This is a genomic window from Pseudomonas sp. CMR5c (assembly GCF_003850545.1).
Taxonomy (GTDB): domain Bacteria; phylum Pseudomonadota; class Gammaproteobacteria; order Pseudomonadales; family Pseudomonadaceae; genus Aquipseudomonas; species Aquipseudomonas piscis.
This window is the reverse complement of the sequence record NZ_CP027705.1, coordinates 2,974,524-2,988,183: the sequence shown is the minus strand read 5'-3', so window position 1 is coordinate 2,988,183 and position 13,660 is coordinate 2,974,524. Positions and strand designations below refer to the sequence as shown.

Sequence of the window (13,660 nt, the reverse complement as noted above, 5' to 3'; positions counted from 1 at the left end):
GCAGTCGATAGGCTGGTCGACGACAACCGCAACCTGGCTGTCCAGGCGAGTAGTGCAAGGGTCGTGCCCTGTGCCCGGGCGCGGCTGGCCGGCACCCTGGAGTCCATCACAGGGTAAAAACAACCCGATCATGGTCATTAAAACCCTAATCACCAGGGTCATTTAAACCCTGCCGCCATTCAGGCCCAGGATTTGCGGGCGCCCGGGCCTGGTCCGGGTCTTGCTCGGCATTACTGTCCCTCGTTCCCGGAGTCCCCATGAAAAACATCGTCCAGCCCCTCGCCTGGTTCTGCATCCTCAGCGCCCTGGTGGCGGCCGCCAGCGATATTTCCCTGAGAACCTGTTCACGCTCTAGCGAGCGACGCTCAGGCATTTCTAACGCCGCATGAGCTAAGCGCAGCAGATCGTGAACAGGTTCTGAGCCTGGTCTGAACCCCCTTCCCTGCCCTTGCCCACACGAGGATCAATAGCCATGGTGCTTCACCGAGTCCACCACCAGATCTTGCGCAGCCATCACCTGTTCGAGCCCTTGAACGACGAGCAGCTCGACGAGTTGATGGCCACCAGCCAACTGCTCAGCGTCGACAAGGGCGAGCCGCTGTTCCACCAGGGCGAAGCGGCCGATGCGTTCTATTTCGTCATTGCCGGGGCGGTGAAGATCTACCGCCTGACCCCGGACGGCCAGGAGAAGGTCTTCGAGGTGATCGGCCCGCGCCAGACCTTCGCCGAAGCGATGATGCTGATGGACACCCCCAACTATGTGGCCTCGGCCGAGGCCGTCGGCCCCACGCAGCTCTACCGGCTGTCCAATGCCACCTATATCCGCCTGCTGCAAAGCAACAGCCGGCTGACCTTCGCCCTGCTGGGCAAGCTCTGCGTACGCCTGCACCAGCGGGTCAACGAGATCGAGACGCTGTCGCTGAAGAACGCCACCCACCGGGTGGTGCGCTACCTGCTCACCCAGCTGATGCAGGCCCAGCCTGTGGAGCGCCAGTTCGAGCTGCCGATGGCCAAGCAACTGATCGCCGGGCACCTGGCGATCCAGCCCGAGACCTTCTCGCGGATCATCCGGCGCCTGATCGACGACAAGATCATCAGCCAGGACGGCCGGCGCATCGTCATTCTCGACCGGCCACGGCTGGAGCAATTCGAATGAGCTCCCAGGTGCAATGCCTGTATTGCCAACAAAACAGTCCGCCCGAGGCCGGCCACTGCCAGCACTGCGGCATGCCATTGCCGGCCAGGGCGGCCCAGGCCGGGGCACGCCGGCAGAAGCGCTTCATGGGGTTCTGCATCGCCCTGACGCTGTTCTGCCTGGCGATGGTGCTGTGGTTGCCGCGCTAGGAATCGCCCTCGACCCGGCCTCAGGGCTGGGTCAATTGGCGGTACAGCTGCGGCAGGCGCAGGGGTAGCTGCTCGGGCTGGTGGATCAGGCTGTAGCCGTGGCTGCCGAACATGTACGGCAGATAGGCCCCGGCCTCGCGATCGATGGTGATGCAGAACGGCGTGAGCCCCTGGCGCCGGGCTTCGCGCAGCGCCTCGCGGGTGTCTTCGACGCCATAGCGCCCTTCGTACAGATCCAGGTCGTTGGGCTTGCCATCGGTGAGCAGCAACAGCAGCTTGCGCTGGTGCTTGCGCCCTTGCAGCAGGCGCGTGGCCTGGCGGATCGCCGCACCCATGCGGGTGTAGTAGCCGGGCCTGAGGCCCTGGATCTTGCCCCGGATACGGTCGTCGTAGGCCTGGTCGAAACCCTTGAGTTCCTGCAGTCGTACCTGCTGGCGGCGCAGCGAGGAGAAACCGTACAAGGCGAAATCGTCGCCGAGCAGCGACAAGGTCTCGCCGAACAGCAGCAGGCTGTCGCGGATCACCTCGATCACCCGGTGCTGGTCGTTCAGGTGCGCATCGGTGGACATCGACACATCCGCCAGCAGCAGGCACGCCAGGTCGCGCTGGGTCTGGCGCCGCTCCAGGAACAAACCGCGCGCGGCGCTGCGCCCGTGCTGGCGCTCGACGTGGAAGTCCAGCCAGGCTTGCAGGTCCAGCTCGCTGCCCTGGGGTTGCTGGCACAGCCATTGGCGACGGTCGCGCAACTGCTCGAACTGGCGGCGCAAACGCCGGGCCGGGGCCTGCAGATGGCCCGGCAGCGCTTGCGGTTGGCAATCCCGTGGCTCGAACAGCTGCAGATTGACGAAGTCCTCCCGCAGCCGGCCCTGGCGATAGTCCCACTCCGGCAGCTTGATGCCCTCGCCCAGGGGCAGGTCGTCGATGTCCGCCGGTGGCAGATCCAGGTGCAACTTGAGGCCGCCGCCCTTGCGGATCCGCGTGCGCGACAGGGTCAGGTGGTCGAGGTCCTCGGCGACCCGGGCGGCGTCGGGGTCCTGGCTGTCATCCTCCCAGCGGTCGAGCTCGACGTGTTCGGTCCAACTGAACAGGTTCTCCAGGCGCACGATCAGCAGGCCGCCCTTGGCCGGCGCGTCATCGATGCGCGTGGCCCGCTTGCGCCCGCCCTGCTGCTCACCGGCACTGGCCGGCAGTGGGCTGTCGTCCTGCTCGAAGTCCGCCGCCTGCGGGCTGCAAAGGTGCAGCGGCGGATACAGCCACAGGGGCAGCGGCCAGGCGGCCCGTTCGCTACGGGGAAACTCACGGACACTGCCCGGCTCGCGCAGGGCCTGACACAGGGCGCGCTCCAGGGCTGCCTCGTCCGGTCGCAGCGTGGCCGGGTCGGGGCGCAACTGCAGGTGCGCCTCCACCAGGCGCCGGTAGCGCGCGGCCAGCCCCGGATAGGCCTGCAGCAATGCCTGGGTCCAGCGCTGGTTGTCTCGCCCCCAGTGGCGCATGGGGCCGGCCTGGGCCGCCAGCAACACCAACCAGCGGTAGAGTTCCGCATTCAGTTGTGGATCGGGAAACACCGCCAGGCTGGCCGGCAAGCGCAGGTGTTGTTCATCGCAGCAGGCCAGGGGCGCTTGCCGGCACGTCCCGGCGATCTGCTGCAGCAGGCTGCGGCGCAGCAACAGGTCGCGCTCGCTGGCCGCCTCGAGGTTCTTGCCGGGCGCACCGCCCATGGCCCGATACAGCACGGCCAGGGCTCGCTGCCGGGACGCCAACTCGACCCGTGCCTCGGGAAAATCGCTACTGGCCCGGCGAGTGATGAAGCGATGCCAGACGCTGCCGACCCATTCTTCCAGTTCAACCGTGAAGGCCATTGCGGCACCTCCTCTGAACGCCAGGAAGCGGCCCGCCGTGCTGGCCGGGCCGCGTTTTTTTCAAGCGCCAGCCAGCCTCAGGACGCTACCACCGGGGCCGGTGCGGCCAGGGCGGCGCGACCACGCTGGCGAAAGCTCAGCAGGTAGCAGATCAGCCCGGCCATGAAGCCCACGCCACTGGCCAGGCGCGCCCAGAACAGGCCGCGCAGGTGCTCGGTGGTGGACATGAACGGCAAAGCGCTACCGTCTTCGGCCCAGCGTTGCAGCAGCACCTGGACCACACCGGCGGCGGTGAGCAGCAAGGTGATCATCACCATCGACAGGGTCATCAGCCAGAAGCCCCAGATTTCCAGGGTCTGCGCACGCTCGTCGGGCGCCTCGCCCAGACCGCGCAAGCGCGGCATGGCGTAGCTGATCAGGGTCATGACGATCATCGCGTAGGCCCCGTAGAACGACAGGTGACCGTGGGCCGCAGTCAGTTGCGTGCCATGGGTGTAGTAGTTGACCGGCGCCAGGGTATGCAGGAAGCCCCAGACCCCGGCACCGAAGAACGCGGTGACCGTGGTGCCCTTGGCCCACAGCGTGGCGGCACGGTTGGGGTGCTGGCGCCGGCGGTTGCGCACCATGGTGAAGGCGAACATCACCATGGCCAGGAACGGCAGCGGTTCCAGGGCCGAGAAGATCGAGCCGACCCACAACCAGACCTCGGGCGCGCCGATCCAGAAGAAGTGGTGGCCGGTGCCGATGATGCCGCTGATCAGCGCCATGGCGATGATCACGTACAGCCACTTCTCCACCACCTCGCGGTCGACGCCGGTGATCTTGATCAGCACGAAGGCCAGCATCGAACCCATGATCAATTCCCACACGCCTTCCACCCAGAGGTGCACCACCCACCACCAGTAGAACTTGTCGCGGGCCAGGTTGCCGGGATTGTAGAAGGAGAACAGGAAGAACACCGCCAGGCCTATCAGGCCGGTCATCATCACCATGCTGACCGTGGTCTTGCGACCCTTGAGCAGGGTCATGCCGATGTTGTAGAGGAACCCCAGGCACACCAGCACGATGCCCAGCTTGGTGATGGTCGGCTGCTCCAGGAACTCCCGGCCCATGGTCGGCAGCAGTTCGTTGTGGGTCAGCCGGGCCAGGCCCGCATAGGGCACCAGCAGGTAGCCGAGGATGGTCAGCACCCCGGCCACGGCGAACACCCAGAACAGCACGATCGCCAGTTTCGGACTGTGCAGTTCACGGTCGGCTTCCTCCGGCACCAGGTAGTAGGCCGCGCCCATGAAGCCGAACAGCAGCCAGACGATCAGCAGGTTGGTGTGGACCATGCGCGCCACGTTGAACGGGATGGTGGGGAACAGGAAGTCGCCGACCACGTATTGCAGGCCCATGATCAGGCCGAACAGCACCTGGCCGAGGAACAGCATCAGGGCGAACACGAAGTAGGGTTTGGCCACGGCCTGCGAGGCGAATTTCAGATGTGGATTGGCAATGCTCATCACTCAGCCCTCCTTGTTGGGCGGCCAGCCGTTGGTGTCGATGTTCGAGCTCCACTTGAGGAATTCGGCGATATCGTCGACCTCTTGCTCGCTCAGGTGGAACTGCGGCATGGCCCGGCGCCCGGGCACGCCCAAAGGCTGCATCTTCATCCAGGCCTGCATGAAGGGCTTGAACCCCTCCTCGCCGCCACGGCGCTTGTAGACGTTGCCCAGCTCCGGCGCGAAGTACGCGCCCTCGCCCAGCAGCGTGTGGCAGCCGACGCAGTTGTTCTGCTCCCAGACCGTCTTGCCGCGCACCACTGCCTCGGTCAGCTGCGCCTGATTGCTACGTTTGGGAAAGGTCTGCTCGGTGTGATAGGTCAAGGCCAGGAATATCAGGAAGAAGAACACGCTTCCCCCGAAATAGATGTTCCTGGCCATGCCCTTGGTGAAGGTCTCTGACATGGTCGCGTCCTCTTTGCTTGGCGTGGCCATGATAGAAAGCGCGGGGTCCGAAACCGCTTGATGGCAATCAAGAAAGGCCGATTGTTTTACTCAGGCTTTGTCCAACAGGTGCGATACCAGGCCCACCAGGGCCAGCACCACCAGGGCCCAGGCCAGCAGAGGCAAGCGCCAGCGCCAGGAGCTGTGGCGCAATTCCATGAAACCCTCGGTGATCAGCCAGGCCTTGGCCACCGCCAGGGCCATGACCCACCCGCCCTGGCCCAGCAGCACGGTGCCCAGGCTGAGCACGGCCAGGGCCAGCCCGCACAGCAGCAGGATGCGTGAAGCCGTCATGGGGATCTCCTCAATCCAGGATGTAGACCAGCGGGAACAGCACCACCCACACCAGGTCCACCATGTGCCAATACAGCACCCCGGATTCGAAGCCGCTATCGACTAGCGGGGCCCGGGTCCAGGCGCGGTACGCCAGCCAGGCGAGGATCGCCATGCCCGGCAGCACATGCAGGAAGTGAAAGCCGGTGAGCAGCCAGTACAGGGTGAAGAAGGTGTCGTGCTCCAGCCCCAGGCCCAGGTCCGCCAGGTGCCGGTACTCGCCGAGCTTGAGCCAGGCATAGACCCCGGCCACGCAGCAGGCCAGGCCCAGCAGGCAGGCCGCCCGCCGAGGCCGCAGCTCGCGCAGTTGCTCCAGGGCCAGCGCCGCCAGCAACCCGGCCCCCAGCAGGCTCAGGGTCATGGCCAGGCCGGTGGAGGTATCGAGCAAGGCGCGGCCGCTGGCGAACAGTTGCGGCTTGAGTTGCGCGGTCACGGCGAACGCCAGGATCAGCAAGGCGAACACCGACAGCTCGACCAGGATGAACAGCCACATCGCCAGGTCCCCCGGCAAGCGGCGCGCCCTCGGTTCAGGGGAAGTGCACATCGACCACGTCCATCAGCGCCGCCACGGTCACCGGGTCGTCGCTCAGTGGCTCGGCCAGGCAGGCCAGGCACGCCTGGCGCGGGTCCATGCCGGCGCCGATCAGGCGCGCGGTGAAGATCAGCAAGCGGGTCGAGGCCACCTCCTCCAGGTCGTGCTGGTCGAGCCGGCGCAGGGCCTGGCCGAGCTTGACCACCTGGCTGGCCAGGGCCGCATCGACCCCGGCCTCGCGGCGAACGATGCGCTCCTCCTGCGCGGCATCCGGGTAACCCAGGCGCATGGCCACGAAGCGCTGGCGGGTGCTGGGTTTCATGCCCTTGAGCAGGTTCTGGTAGCCAGGGTTATAGGACACCACCAGCATGAACGACGGCGGCGCCTTGAGCACTTCGCCGGTGCGTTCCAAAAACAGCTCGCGGCGGTCGTCGGCCAAAGGGTGCAGCACCACCACGGTGTCCTGGCGCGCCTCCACCACTTCGTCGAGGTAGCAGATACCGCCCTCGCGCACCGCCCGGGTCAGCGGGCCGTCCTGCCACCAGGTGCCCTGGGCACCGATCAGGTGCCGCCCCACCAGGTCGGCGGCGCTCAGGTCGTCGTGGCAGGCCACGGTGTGCAGCGGCAGTTGCAGGCGCTGGGCCATGTGCTGGACGAAGCGGGTCTTGCCGCAGCCGGTGGGGCCCTTGATCAGCACCGGCAGGCCGTGGCGCCAGGCTTGCTCGAACAGGGCCGGCTCGTTGCCCTGAGCCTGGTAGAAGGGTTCGCAGCGGGGTTCAGTGAGGTCCATGGGATACCTGGATGACGACGGGTTCGCGATCACGCTAAGAGTCCCTGCGACAACCTGGCAAGCAGCGCGAAAGGCAAACTTGATCGCGATCAAGTGAGCAATGCCCTGCTGCGCAATAGCCTTCTTGTGCACCAAGAACCTGCGCTCTGTCCTGGCCCTCCCAGCACATCGCAAAGGTCATGCCTGAGGAGAGAAGGATGCTGATCAGTAATCGAAAAACCCTTGCCCTGTCCGTCGCCAGCCTCTGTTCGGCGCTGGCGCTGGCCCTTCCCACTGCCGCCGCCGAGTCCAAGGCATCGGGTGCGGCACCGCCGGCCATGGTCACCAGCGCCGGGGCGCCGGACATGAGCCAGGCCGACTTCGACGCCGCCAAGGAGATCTACTTCCAGCGCTGTGCCGGTTGCCATGGCGTACTGCGCAAGGGCGCCACCGGCAAGCCCCTGACTCCGGACATCACCCAGGCCCGTGGCCAGGCCTACCTCGAAGCGCTGATCACCTACGGCTCGCCGGCGGGCATGCCCAACTGGGGTACCTCCAACGCCCTGACCAAGGCGCAGATCACCACCATGGCCAACTTCATCCAGCACACCCCGCCCACCCCGCCGGAATGGGGCATGGCCGAGACCCGCAACACCTGGAAGCTGCTGGTCAAGCCCGAGGACCGCCCGACCCGGCAAATGAACACCCTCAACCTGCAGAACCTGTTCTCGGTGACCCTGCGCGACGACGGCAAGATCGCCCTGGTGGACGGCGACAGCAAGCAGATCGTCAAGCTCATCGAGACCGGCTATGCCGTGCACATTTCGCGGATCTCCGCGTCCGGACGCTACTTGCTGGTGATCGGCCGCGATGCGCGCATCGACATGATCGACCTGTGGCCCAAGGAGCCGACCAAGGTCGCGGAGATCAAGGTGGGCATCGAGGCACGCTCGGTGGAGACCTCCAAGTTCAAGGGCTACGAGGACAAGTACGCCATCGCCGGCTCCTACTGGCCGCCGCAGTTCACCATCATGGATGGCCAGACCCTGGAGCCCAAGCAGATCGTCTCGACCCGGGGCATGACCGTCGACAAGCAGGAGTACCACCCCGAGCCACGGGTGGCGGCGATCATCGCCTCCCACGAATGGCCGGAGTTCATCGTCAACGTCAAGGAAACCGGCAAGGTCATGCTGGTCAACTACGAGGACATCAAGAACCTGACCATCACCAGCATCGATGCCGCGCCGTTCCTGCATGACGGCGGCTGGGACAGCAGCCACCGCTACTTCATGACGGCGGCCAACAACTCCAACAAGGTGGCGGTGATCGACTCCAAGGAACGTCGCCTGACCGCCCTGGTGGACGTGGGCAAGACCCCGCACCCGGGCCGTGGCGCCAACTTCGACCATCCGCAGTTCGGCCCGGTGTGGGCCACCAGCCACCTGGGCGACGCCGGCATCTCGATGATCGGCACCGACCCGGCCAAGCACCCGCAATACGCCTGGAAACAAGTGGGCTCGCTCAAGGGCCAGGGCGGCGGCTCGCTGTTCATCAAGACCCACCCCGCATCCCGCCACCTGTACGTGGATACCACCCTCAACCCCGACGCCAAGCTCAGCCAGTCGGTGGCGGTGTTCGACATCGACAAGCTCGACGCCGGCTACAAGGTGCTGCCGATCGCCGAATACTCCGGCATCAAGCAAGGCGCCCTGCGGGTGGTGCAGCCCGAGTACAACAAGGCCGGTGACGAGGTCTGGTTCTCGGTGTGGAACGGCCAGACCGAGGAGTCGGCGCTGGTGGTGATCGACGACAAGACCCTTGCCGTCAAGCAGGTGATCAAGGACCAGCGGCTGATCACCCCCACCGGCAAGTTCAATGTCTACAACACCCAGAACGACATTTATTGAGTTTTATCAACGCAAGGAATCGCCATGAAAAATACCCTGCTTTCACTCTTCGTCCTGAGCTGTGCGTTGAACCTGCAAACCGCCTTGGCCGACGACGGCCTGGCCCTGTTCCAGAGCAAGTCCTGCGTGGCCTGCCATAGCGTGGACAGCAAGCTGGTGGGGCCTGCGCTCAAGGAGGTGGCGGCCAAGAATGCCGGGGTCGCCGGTGCTGCCCAGACCCTGGCCGGACACATCAAGAACGGCACCCAGGGCAACTGGGGGCCGATCCCGATGCCGGCCAACGCGGTCAGCGAAGAAGAAGCGGCGCAGCTGGCCAAGTGGGTCCTGAGCCTGAAATGAAACCGACCAGGAGGGCGTTATGAACAGCTACCCCCGCGCAGTGATCCTGGCGACCCTCCTGCTTTGCCCCCCTCTTCATGCCGCGCCTGACGCCCAGCGCCAGGCGCAGCTGCAACACCTGCTGGAACAGGACTGCGGCGCCTGCCATGGCCTGCACCTGACCGGCGGCCTGGGCCCGGAACTGACCCCTGCCGCCCTGGCCGGCAAACCCCGCGACGGCCTGGTCGCCACCGTGCGCCTGGGTCGGCCCGGCACCGCCATGCCGCCCTGGGAGCCGCTACTGAGCGCCGAGGACATCGGCTGGCTGGTCGATCATCTCTTGCAAGGAACCTCTGAACCATGATCCGTCCCCTGATGCTCGGCGCGGCGTGCGCCCTGCTGTTGTCCGCCTGTGCCCAAGTCCCGCTGCGTGGCAGTGGCGACCTGGGCCTGGTGGTGGAGCGTGCCACCGGCAGCGTGCAGATCGTCGAGAGCAGCCAGGGCCGGGCCCTGGCCCGTATCGAAGGGCTGGGCGACCTGTCCCACGCCTCGGCGGTGTTCTCCCGCGACCAGCGCTACGCCTATGTGTTCGGCCGCGACGGCGGCCTGACCCAGGTCGACTTGCTCGAACAGCGCATCGCCCGGCGGGTGATCCAGGGCGGCAACAGCATCGGCGGCGCCATCAGCCAGGACGGGCGCCTGATCGCGGTATCCAACTATGTGCCGGGCGGGGTCAAGGTGTTCGACGCCGCCACCCTGGAGCTGGTGGCCGATATCCCCGCCACGCTGCTGGCCGACGGCAAGAAGCGCTCGCGGGTGGTGGGCCTGGTGGATGCCCCGGGCCAGCGTTTCGTGTTCAGCCTGTTCGACACCGGCGAGATCTGGAGCGCCGACTTCAGCCAGGGCAACACGCCGCGCATCACCCGTTACACCGGCATCGGCCAGCAGCCCTACGATGCGCTGATCACCACCGACGGCCGCTATTACATGGCCGGCCTGTTCGGCGAGGACGGCATGGCCCAGCTCGACCTCTGGCACCCGGAACGCGGGGTCAAGCGAGTGCTTGGCGACTATGGCCGTGGCCAGGAAAAACTGCCGGTGTACAAGATGCCCCACCTGGAAGGCTGGGCCGTGGCCGGCGACCAGGCGTTCGTCCCCGCCGTGGGCCGCCACCAGGTACTGGTGATGGATGCGCGCAGTTGGCAGCAGAGCGCCGCCATCGCCGTGGCCGGCCAGCCAGTGTTCGTCACCGCGCGCCCCGACGGCCGCCAGCTGTGGGTCAACTTCGCCTACCCGGATAACGACCGGGTGCAGGTGATCGACAGCGAGAGCCACCAGATCGTCGCCGACCTGCGGCCCGGGCCCGGGGTGCTGCATATGGAATTCACCGCCCGTGGCGACCAGTTGTGGCTGTCGGTGCGCGATGGCGACCAGTTGCAAATCTGGGACCCCTACCGCCTCCAGCTGCGGCACAGCCTGCCGGCCGCCGCGCCCAGCGGAATCTTCTTCAGCAGCCGCGCCCAGCAGATGGGGTACTGACATGCCCCTCGACACCCTGGAGCAACGCCTGATCGAACGCTTCCAGCACGGCATGCCGGTGTGCGCCGAACCCTACCTGGAAATGGCCCAGGCCCTGGATTGCAGCCAGGAGCAGGTGATCGCCTGCCTGCAGCGGATGACCGAGCACGGGCGCCTGTCGCGCATCGGCCCGGTGTTCGAGCACCGCCGCGCCGGGGCCAGCACCCTGGCGGCCCTGGCGGTGCCCCAGGAGCGCCTGCAGCAAGTGGCCGAGCGCATCAACCACTACCCCGAGGTCAATCACAACTACGCCCGCGAGCACCACTACAACCTGTGGTTCGTGCTCACCGGACCGGACCGGGCGCACCTGCAGAACGTCCTCGCCGAATTGCAGGCCGACACCGGCCTGGTCCCCCTGGACCTGCCGATGCTCACGGCCTATCGCATCGACCTGGGTTTCGCCCTGGGAGACGCCCCATGAACGCCGCCCTCGATGCCTGCCAGGCCCTGGCCCTGCGCCGCCTGCTGGAGACCGGCCTGCCGTTGGAGGCCCGCCCCTACCAAGCCCTGGCCCGGCAGATCGGCGCCGAAGAGCCCCAGGTGCTGGCCCAGGTCGAACAATGGCAGCACCAGGGGCTGTTCCGCCGCCTGGGCCTGGTGCTCAACCATCGCGCCCTGGGTTTTACCGCCAACGCCATGCTGGTGCTGGACATTCCCGACGCGCTGATCGACGAAGTCGGCCAGCGCCTGGGCGGCGAGTCGGCGGTGAGCCTGTGCTACCAGCGGCCGCGGCGCCTGCCGCAATGGCGCTACAACCTGTTCTGCATGATCCACGGCCGCCAGCGCCAACGGGTCGAGGCGCAGATCCACGACCTGTTGCAGCGCCATCTGCTCAGTGACCTGCCCCACCAGGTGCTGTTCAGCACCCAGGCCTTCAAGCAGTGCGGCGGGCGCTTCGCCCCGGGGGCGGTGAGCCATGGATGAGCTGGACCGGCGCCTGGTCAACCGCCTGCAACTGGGCCTGCCGCTGGTGCCCGAGCCCTGGCAGGTATTGGCCCAGGAGCTCTGCAGCGACAGCCAGGTCCTGCGCCAGCGCGTGCAGCGCCTGCTGGACGACGGCACCCTGACCCGCTTCGGCCCGATGTTCGATATCGAGCGCCTGGGCGGCGCCTTCACCCTGGCGGCGCTGTGCGTGCCCGAGGAACGCTTCGAGGCGGTCGCGGCGCTGCTGGAGGCCATGCCCGAGGTGGCCCACAACTACCGTCGCGAACATGCCTGGAACATGTGGTTCGTGCTCGGTTGCGCCAGCGAGCGCGAGCTGCGCCAGACCCTGCGGCGCATCGAGCAGGACAGCGGCCTTGCCGTGCTCAACCTGCCCAAGGAGGAGACCTACCATGTCGGCCTGTACTTCCCGGTCTGAACGCGCGCTGGAGCTGCGCCTGGTGGCCCTGACCCAGGCCGGCCTGCCCCTGGTGGACGACCCCTGGGGCTGGCTGGCCGAGCAACTGCAACTGAGCCGCGACGCAACCCTGGAGCTGCTCCAGCGCCTGCAGGCCGAGGGCGCCATCCGCCGCATCGCCGCGGTGCCCAACCACTATCGCCTGGGTTATCGCTTCAACGGCATGACCGTCTGGGACGTCGACGACGAGCACATGCCGCGCCTGGGCCAACTGATCGGCGCCCAGCCCTTCGTCAGCCATTGCTACCGGCGCCCGCGCCGCGAGCAGTGGCGCTACAACCTGTTCGCCATGGTCCACGGCCGCAGCGCCATGGAGATCGACAGCTATCGCGAGCACCTGCGCTATCTGCTGGGACAGGCCTGCCGGGCCGACGAGATGCTGGTCAGCAGCCGCATCCTGAAGAAGACCGGCCTGCGCCTGCACGCCCAACAGCACTGAGACAAGGAGAGTTGCATGTTGAGGATCAGCCATTACTTGCGCGTCCTGGCCGGCCAGGCGCCGCCCCCCCGCACCAGCATACCGGGCAGCAGCCGCCCGCCGGTGGTGATCTGGAACCTGCTGCGCCGGTGCAACCTGACCTGCAAGCACTGCTACGCCACCTCGGCCGACAGCGTGTTCCGCGACGAGCTCGACACCCCGGCGGCCTTGCAGGTAATCGACGATTTGGCCGAGGCCGGGGTCAAGGTGCTGATTCTCTCCGGCGGCGAGCCGCTGCTGCGCGACGATCTGTTCCAGCTCAGCGCCCACGCCAGGGCCCATGGCATGTTCGTCGCGCTGTCGAGCAACGGCACGCTGATCGACGAGAACAATATCGAGCAAGTGAGCGCCGCCGATTTCGACTACGTGGGCATCAGCATCGACGGCCTGCAGGACACCCACGACAGCTTTCGCCAGCTCAAGGGCAGCTTCGCCCGCTCGCTCAAGGCCATGCGCCTGTGTCGCGAGCGAGGCATCCGCGTGGGCATGCGCACCACCCTGACCCGCGACAACCACCAACAACTGCCCGAGCTGCTGGCCCTGATGCGCGACCTGGACGTGCAGAAGTTCTACCTCTCGCACCTCAACTACAGTGGCCGGGGCAAACGCAGCCGCGGCCTCGATGCCCACCTGCAGATGAGCCGCGAGGCCATGGCTCTGTTGTTCGACCGGGCCTGGGAGGACATCGCCCAGGGCCGTGACAGCGACTTCGTCAGCGGCAACAACGACGCCGACGCCATCCTCCTGCTGCACTGGACCCGGCGCCACCTTCCCGGGCAGTACCCACAGCTGGAACAGATGCTCCGGGCCTGGGGCGGCAATGCCTCGGGCAGCGGCATCGCCAACATCGACAACACCGGCGAAGTGCACCCCGACACCTACTGGTGGCAACACTCGGTGGGCAACGTGCGGCACACGCCATTTCGCACCCTGTGGCTGGAGCAACCCGACGCCCTGCTGCGCCAGTTGCGCCAGCATCCGCGCGCCGTCACCGGGCGTTGCGCCAGCTGCCGCTGGCTGGCCATCTGCAACGGCAATACCCGCACCCGCGCCTGGGCCGCCGGCGACCTCTGGGGCCAGGACCCGGGCTGCCACCTGAGCGATGAAGAAATCGGCCTGCCCCCGCTCGCCCGCATTCCCTGCGTCACCTGTTGA

At 66.7% G+C, this 13,660-nt stretch carries 18 protein-coding genes; 12 read left to right on the top strand and 6 right to left on the bottom strand.

Translation table 11 applies throughout. The annotated features are described in order from the left end of the window. Positions 1-257: 257 nt before the first annotated feature. The 3 genes from C4K40_RS31915 (at position 258) to C4K40_RS13915 (ending at position 1,344) form a co-directional block, all read left to right on the top strand. Positions 258-389: a hypothetical protein gene (locus C4K40_RS31915; RefSeq protein WP_256223798.1), complete on the top strand. Its 132-nt coding sequence runs from the start codon at positions 258-260 to the stop codon at positions 387-389. Positions 390-472: 83 nt separating this feature from the next. Continuing rightward, a complete protein-coding gene (locus C4K40_RS13920; protein WP_053129273.1) occupies positions 473-1,156 on the top strand; it encodes a Crp/Fnr family transcriptional regulator in 684 nt (227 codons plus the stop codon). After that, positions 1,153-1,344, top strand: a complete 192-nt coding sequence (locus tag C4K40_RS13915) for a hypothetical protein (protein WP_053129270.1) — start codon at positions 1,153-1,155, stop codon at positions 1,342-1,344. The genes C4K40_RS13920 and C4K40_RS13915 overlap by 4 nt, the downstream gene beginning before the upstream one ends. A gap of 20 nt (positions 1,345-1,364) precedes the next feature. On the opposite strand, the gene C4K40_RS13910 is transcribed toward C4K40_RS13915, so the two are convergent. The 6 genes from C4K40_RS13910 to C4K40_RS13885 form a co-directional block, all read right to left on the bottom strand. Next, positions 1,365-3,203 (bottom strand): nitric oxide reductase activation protein NorD, encoded by a 1,839-nt coding sequence (locus C4K40_RS13910; protein WP_053129264.1) that lies wholly within the window; start codon positions 3,201-3,203, stop codon positions 1,365-1,367. A 77-nt stretch (positions 3,204-3,280) separates the two neighbouring features. After that, positions 3,281-4,708 carry a cbb3-type cytochrome c oxidase subunit I gene (locus tag C4K40_RS13905; RefSeq protein ID WP_053129261.1) on the bottom strand — a complete coding sequence of 476 codons (1,428 nt, stop codon included), beginning with the start codon at positions 4,706-4,708 and terminating at the stop codon, positions 3,281-3,283. Positions 4,709-4,711: 3 nt separating this feature from the next. Next, the gene (locus C4K40_RS13900; RefSeq protein WP_053129258.1) at positions 4,712-5,152 is read right to left on the bottom strand and encodes a cytochrome c; all 441 of its coding nucleotides are present in this window, start codon (positions 5,150-5,152) and stop codon (positions 4,712-4,714) included. Positions 5,153-5,242: 90 nt separating this feature from the next. After that, positions 5,243-5,485 (bottom strand): cytochrome C oxidase subunit IV family protein, encoded by a 243-nt coding sequence (locus C4K40_RS13895; protein ID WP_053129255.1) that lies wholly within the window; start codon positions 5,483-5,485, stop codon positions 5,243-5,245. A gap of 10 nt (positions 5,486-5,495) precedes the next feature. Next, complete coding sequence (locus C4K40_RS13890) at positions 5,496-6,068, bottom strand: cytochrome c oxidase subunit 3 (RefSeq protein ID WP_053129252.1); 573 nt, start codon at positions 6,066-6,068, stop codon at positions 5,496-5,498. Beyond that, complete coding sequence (locus C4K40_RS13885; protein ID WP_053129247.1) at positions 6,052-6,846, bottom strand: CbbQ/NirQ/NorQ/GpvN family protein; 795 nt, start codon at positions 6,844-6,846, stop codon at positions 6,052-6,054. Before C4K40_RS13885 ends, C4K40_RS13890 begins: the two co-directional genes overlap by 17 nt. Before the next feature lie 197 nt (positions 6,847-7,043). On the opposite strand from C4K40_RS13885, the gene C4K40_RS13880 reads away from it, so the two are divergent. The 9 genes from C4K40_RS13880 to nirJ are packed head-to-tail and all read left to right on the top strand — an operon-like array spanning position 7,044 to position 13,660. Beyond that, positions 7,044-8,732, top strand: coding sequence for a cytochrome D1 domain-containing protein (locus C4K40_RS13880; RefSeq protein WP_053129244.1), 1,689 nt, complete (start codon positions 7,044-7,046; stop codon positions 8,730-8,732). Positions 8,733-8,756: 24 nt separating this feature from the next. Beyond that, positions 8,757-9,071 (top strand): c-type cytochrome, encoded by a 315-nt coding sequence (locus C4K40_RS13875; RefSeq protein ID WP_053129241.1) that lies wholly within the window; start codon positions 8,757-8,759, stop codon positions 9,069-9,071. A gap of 19 nt (positions 9,072-9,090) precedes the next feature. After that, positions 9,091-9,414 carry a cytochrome c gene (locus tag C4K40_RS13870; protein WP_053129239.1) on the top strand — a complete coding sequence of 108 codons (324 nt, stop codon included), beginning with the start codon at positions 9,091-9,093 and terminating at the stop codon, positions 9,412-9,414. Beyond that, positions 9,411-10,589: a cytochrome D1 domain-containing protein gene (locus tag C4K40_RS13865; protein WP_053129236.1), complete on the top strand. Its 1,179-nt coding sequence runs from the start codon at positions 9,411-9,413 to the stop codon at positions 10,587-10,589. The genes C4K40_RS13870 and C4K40_RS13865 overlap by 4 nt, the downstream gene beginning before the upstream one ends. 1 nt (position 10,590) lies before the next feature. Beyond that, positions 10,591-11,049: an Lrp/AsnC family transcriptional regulator gene (locus C4K40_RS13860; RefSeq protein WP_053129233.1), complete on the top strand. Its 459-nt coding sequence runs from the start codon at positions 10,591-10,593 to the stop codon at positions 11,047-11,049. Further along, complete coding sequence (locus tag C4K40_RS13855; protein ID WP_053129230.1) at positions 11,046-11,552, top strand: Lrp/AsnC family transcriptional regulator; 507 nt, start codon at positions 11,046-11,048, stop codon at positions 11,550-11,552. The genes C4K40_RS13860 and C4K40_RS13855 overlap by 4 nt, the downstream gene beginning before the upstream one ends. Continuing rightward, a complete protein-coding gene (locus C4K40_RS13850; protein WP_053129227.1) occupies positions 11,545-11,988 on the top strand; it encodes an Lrp/AsnC family transcriptional regulator in 444 nt (147 codons plus the stop codon). Before C4K40_RS13855 ends, C4K40_RS13850 begins: the two co-directional genes overlap by 8 nt. Further along, entirely contained in the window at positions 11,963-12,466 is a 504-nt protein-coding gene (locus tag C4K40_RS13845) for an Lrp/AsnC family transcriptional regulator (RefSeq protein ID WP_053129224.1), read from the top strand. The genes C4K40_RS13850 and C4K40_RS13845 overlap by 26 nt, the downstream gene beginning before the upstream one ends. A gap of 15 nt (positions 12,467-12,481) precedes the next feature. Beyond that, entirely contained in the window at positions 12,482-13,660 is a 1,179-nt protein-coding gene (gene nirJ, locus C4K40_RS13840) for a heme d1 biosynthesis radical SAM protein NirJ (RefSeq protein ID WP_053129221.1), read from the top strand.

Bases quoted from the DNA above. Each gene is read 5' to 3' on its own strand.
- C4K40_RS13905 (WP_053129261.1), bottom strand. From the start codon at position 4,708: ATGAGCATTGCCAATCCACATCTGAAATTCGCCTCGCAGGCCGTGGCC.
- C4K40_RS13890 (WP_053129252.1), bottom strand. From the start codon at position 6,068: ATGTGCACTTCCCCTGAACCGAGGGCGCGCCGCTTGCCGGGGGACCTG.
- C4K40_RS13850 (WP_053129227.1), top strand. From the start codon at position 11,545: ATGGATGAGCTGGACCGGCGCCTGGTCAACCGCCTGCAACTGGGCCTG.
- C4K40_RS13875 (WP_053129241.1), top strand. From the start codon at position 8,757: ATGAAAAATACCCTGCTTTCACTCTTCGTCCTGAGCTGTGCGTTGAAC.
- C4K40_RS13865 (WP_053129236.1), top strand. From the start codon at position 9,411: ATGATCCGTCCCCTGATGCTCGGCGCGGCGTGCGCCCTGCTGTTGTCC.
- C4K40_RS13880 (WP_053129244.1), top strand. From the start codon at position 7,044: ATGCTGATCAGTAATCGAAAAACCCTTGCCCTGTCCGTCGCCAGCCTC.
- C4K40_RS13855 (WP_053129230.1), top strand. From the start codon at position 11,046: ATGAACGCCGCCCTCGATGCCTGCCAGGCCCTGGCCCTGCGCCGCCTG.
- nirJ (WP_053129221.1), top strand. From the start codon at position 12,482: ATGTTGAGGATCAGCCATTACTTGCGCGTCCTGGCCGGCCAGGCGCCG.
- C4K40_RS13895 (WP_053129255.1), bottom strand. From the start codon at position 5,485: ATGACGGCTTCACGCATCCTGCTGCTGTGCGGGCTGGCCCTGGCCGTG.
- C4K40_RS13870 (WP_053129239.1), top strand. From the start codon at position 9,091: ATGAACAGCTACCCCCGCGCAGTGATCCTGGCGACCCTCCTGCTTTGC.
- C4K40_RS13900 (WP_053129258.1), bottom strand. From the start codon at position 5,152: ATGTCAGAGACCTTCACCAAGGGCATGGCCAGGAACATCTATTTCGGG.
- C4K40_RS13910 (WP_053129264.1), bottom strand. From the start codon at position 3,203: ATGGCCTTCACGGTTGAACTGGAAGAATGGGTCGGCAGCGTCTGGCAT.
- C4K40_RS13860 (WP_053129233.1), top strand. From the start codon at position 10,591: ATGCCCCTCGACACCCTGGAGCAACGCCTGATCGAACGCTTCCAGCAC.
- C4K40_RS13915 (WP_053129270.1), top strand. From the start codon at position 1,153: ATGAGCTCCCAGGTGCAATGCCTGTATTGCCAACAAAACAGTCCGCCC.
- C4K40_RS31915 (WP_256223798.1), top strand. From the start codon at position 258: ATGAAAAACATCGTCCAGCCCCTCGCCTGGTTCTGCATCCTCAGCGCC.
- C4K40_RS13920 (WP_053129273.1), top strand. From the start codon at position 473: ATGGTGCTTCACCGAGTCCACCACCAGATCTTGCGCAGCCATCACCTG.
- C4K40_RS13885 (WP_053129247.1), bottom strand. From the start codon at position 6,846: ATGGACCTCACTGAACCCCGCTGCGAACCCTTCTACCAGGCTCAGGGC.
- C4K40_RS13845 (WP_053129224.1), top strand. From the start codon at position 11,963: ATGTCGGCCTGTACTTCCCGGTCTGAACGCGCGCTGGAGCTGCGCCTG.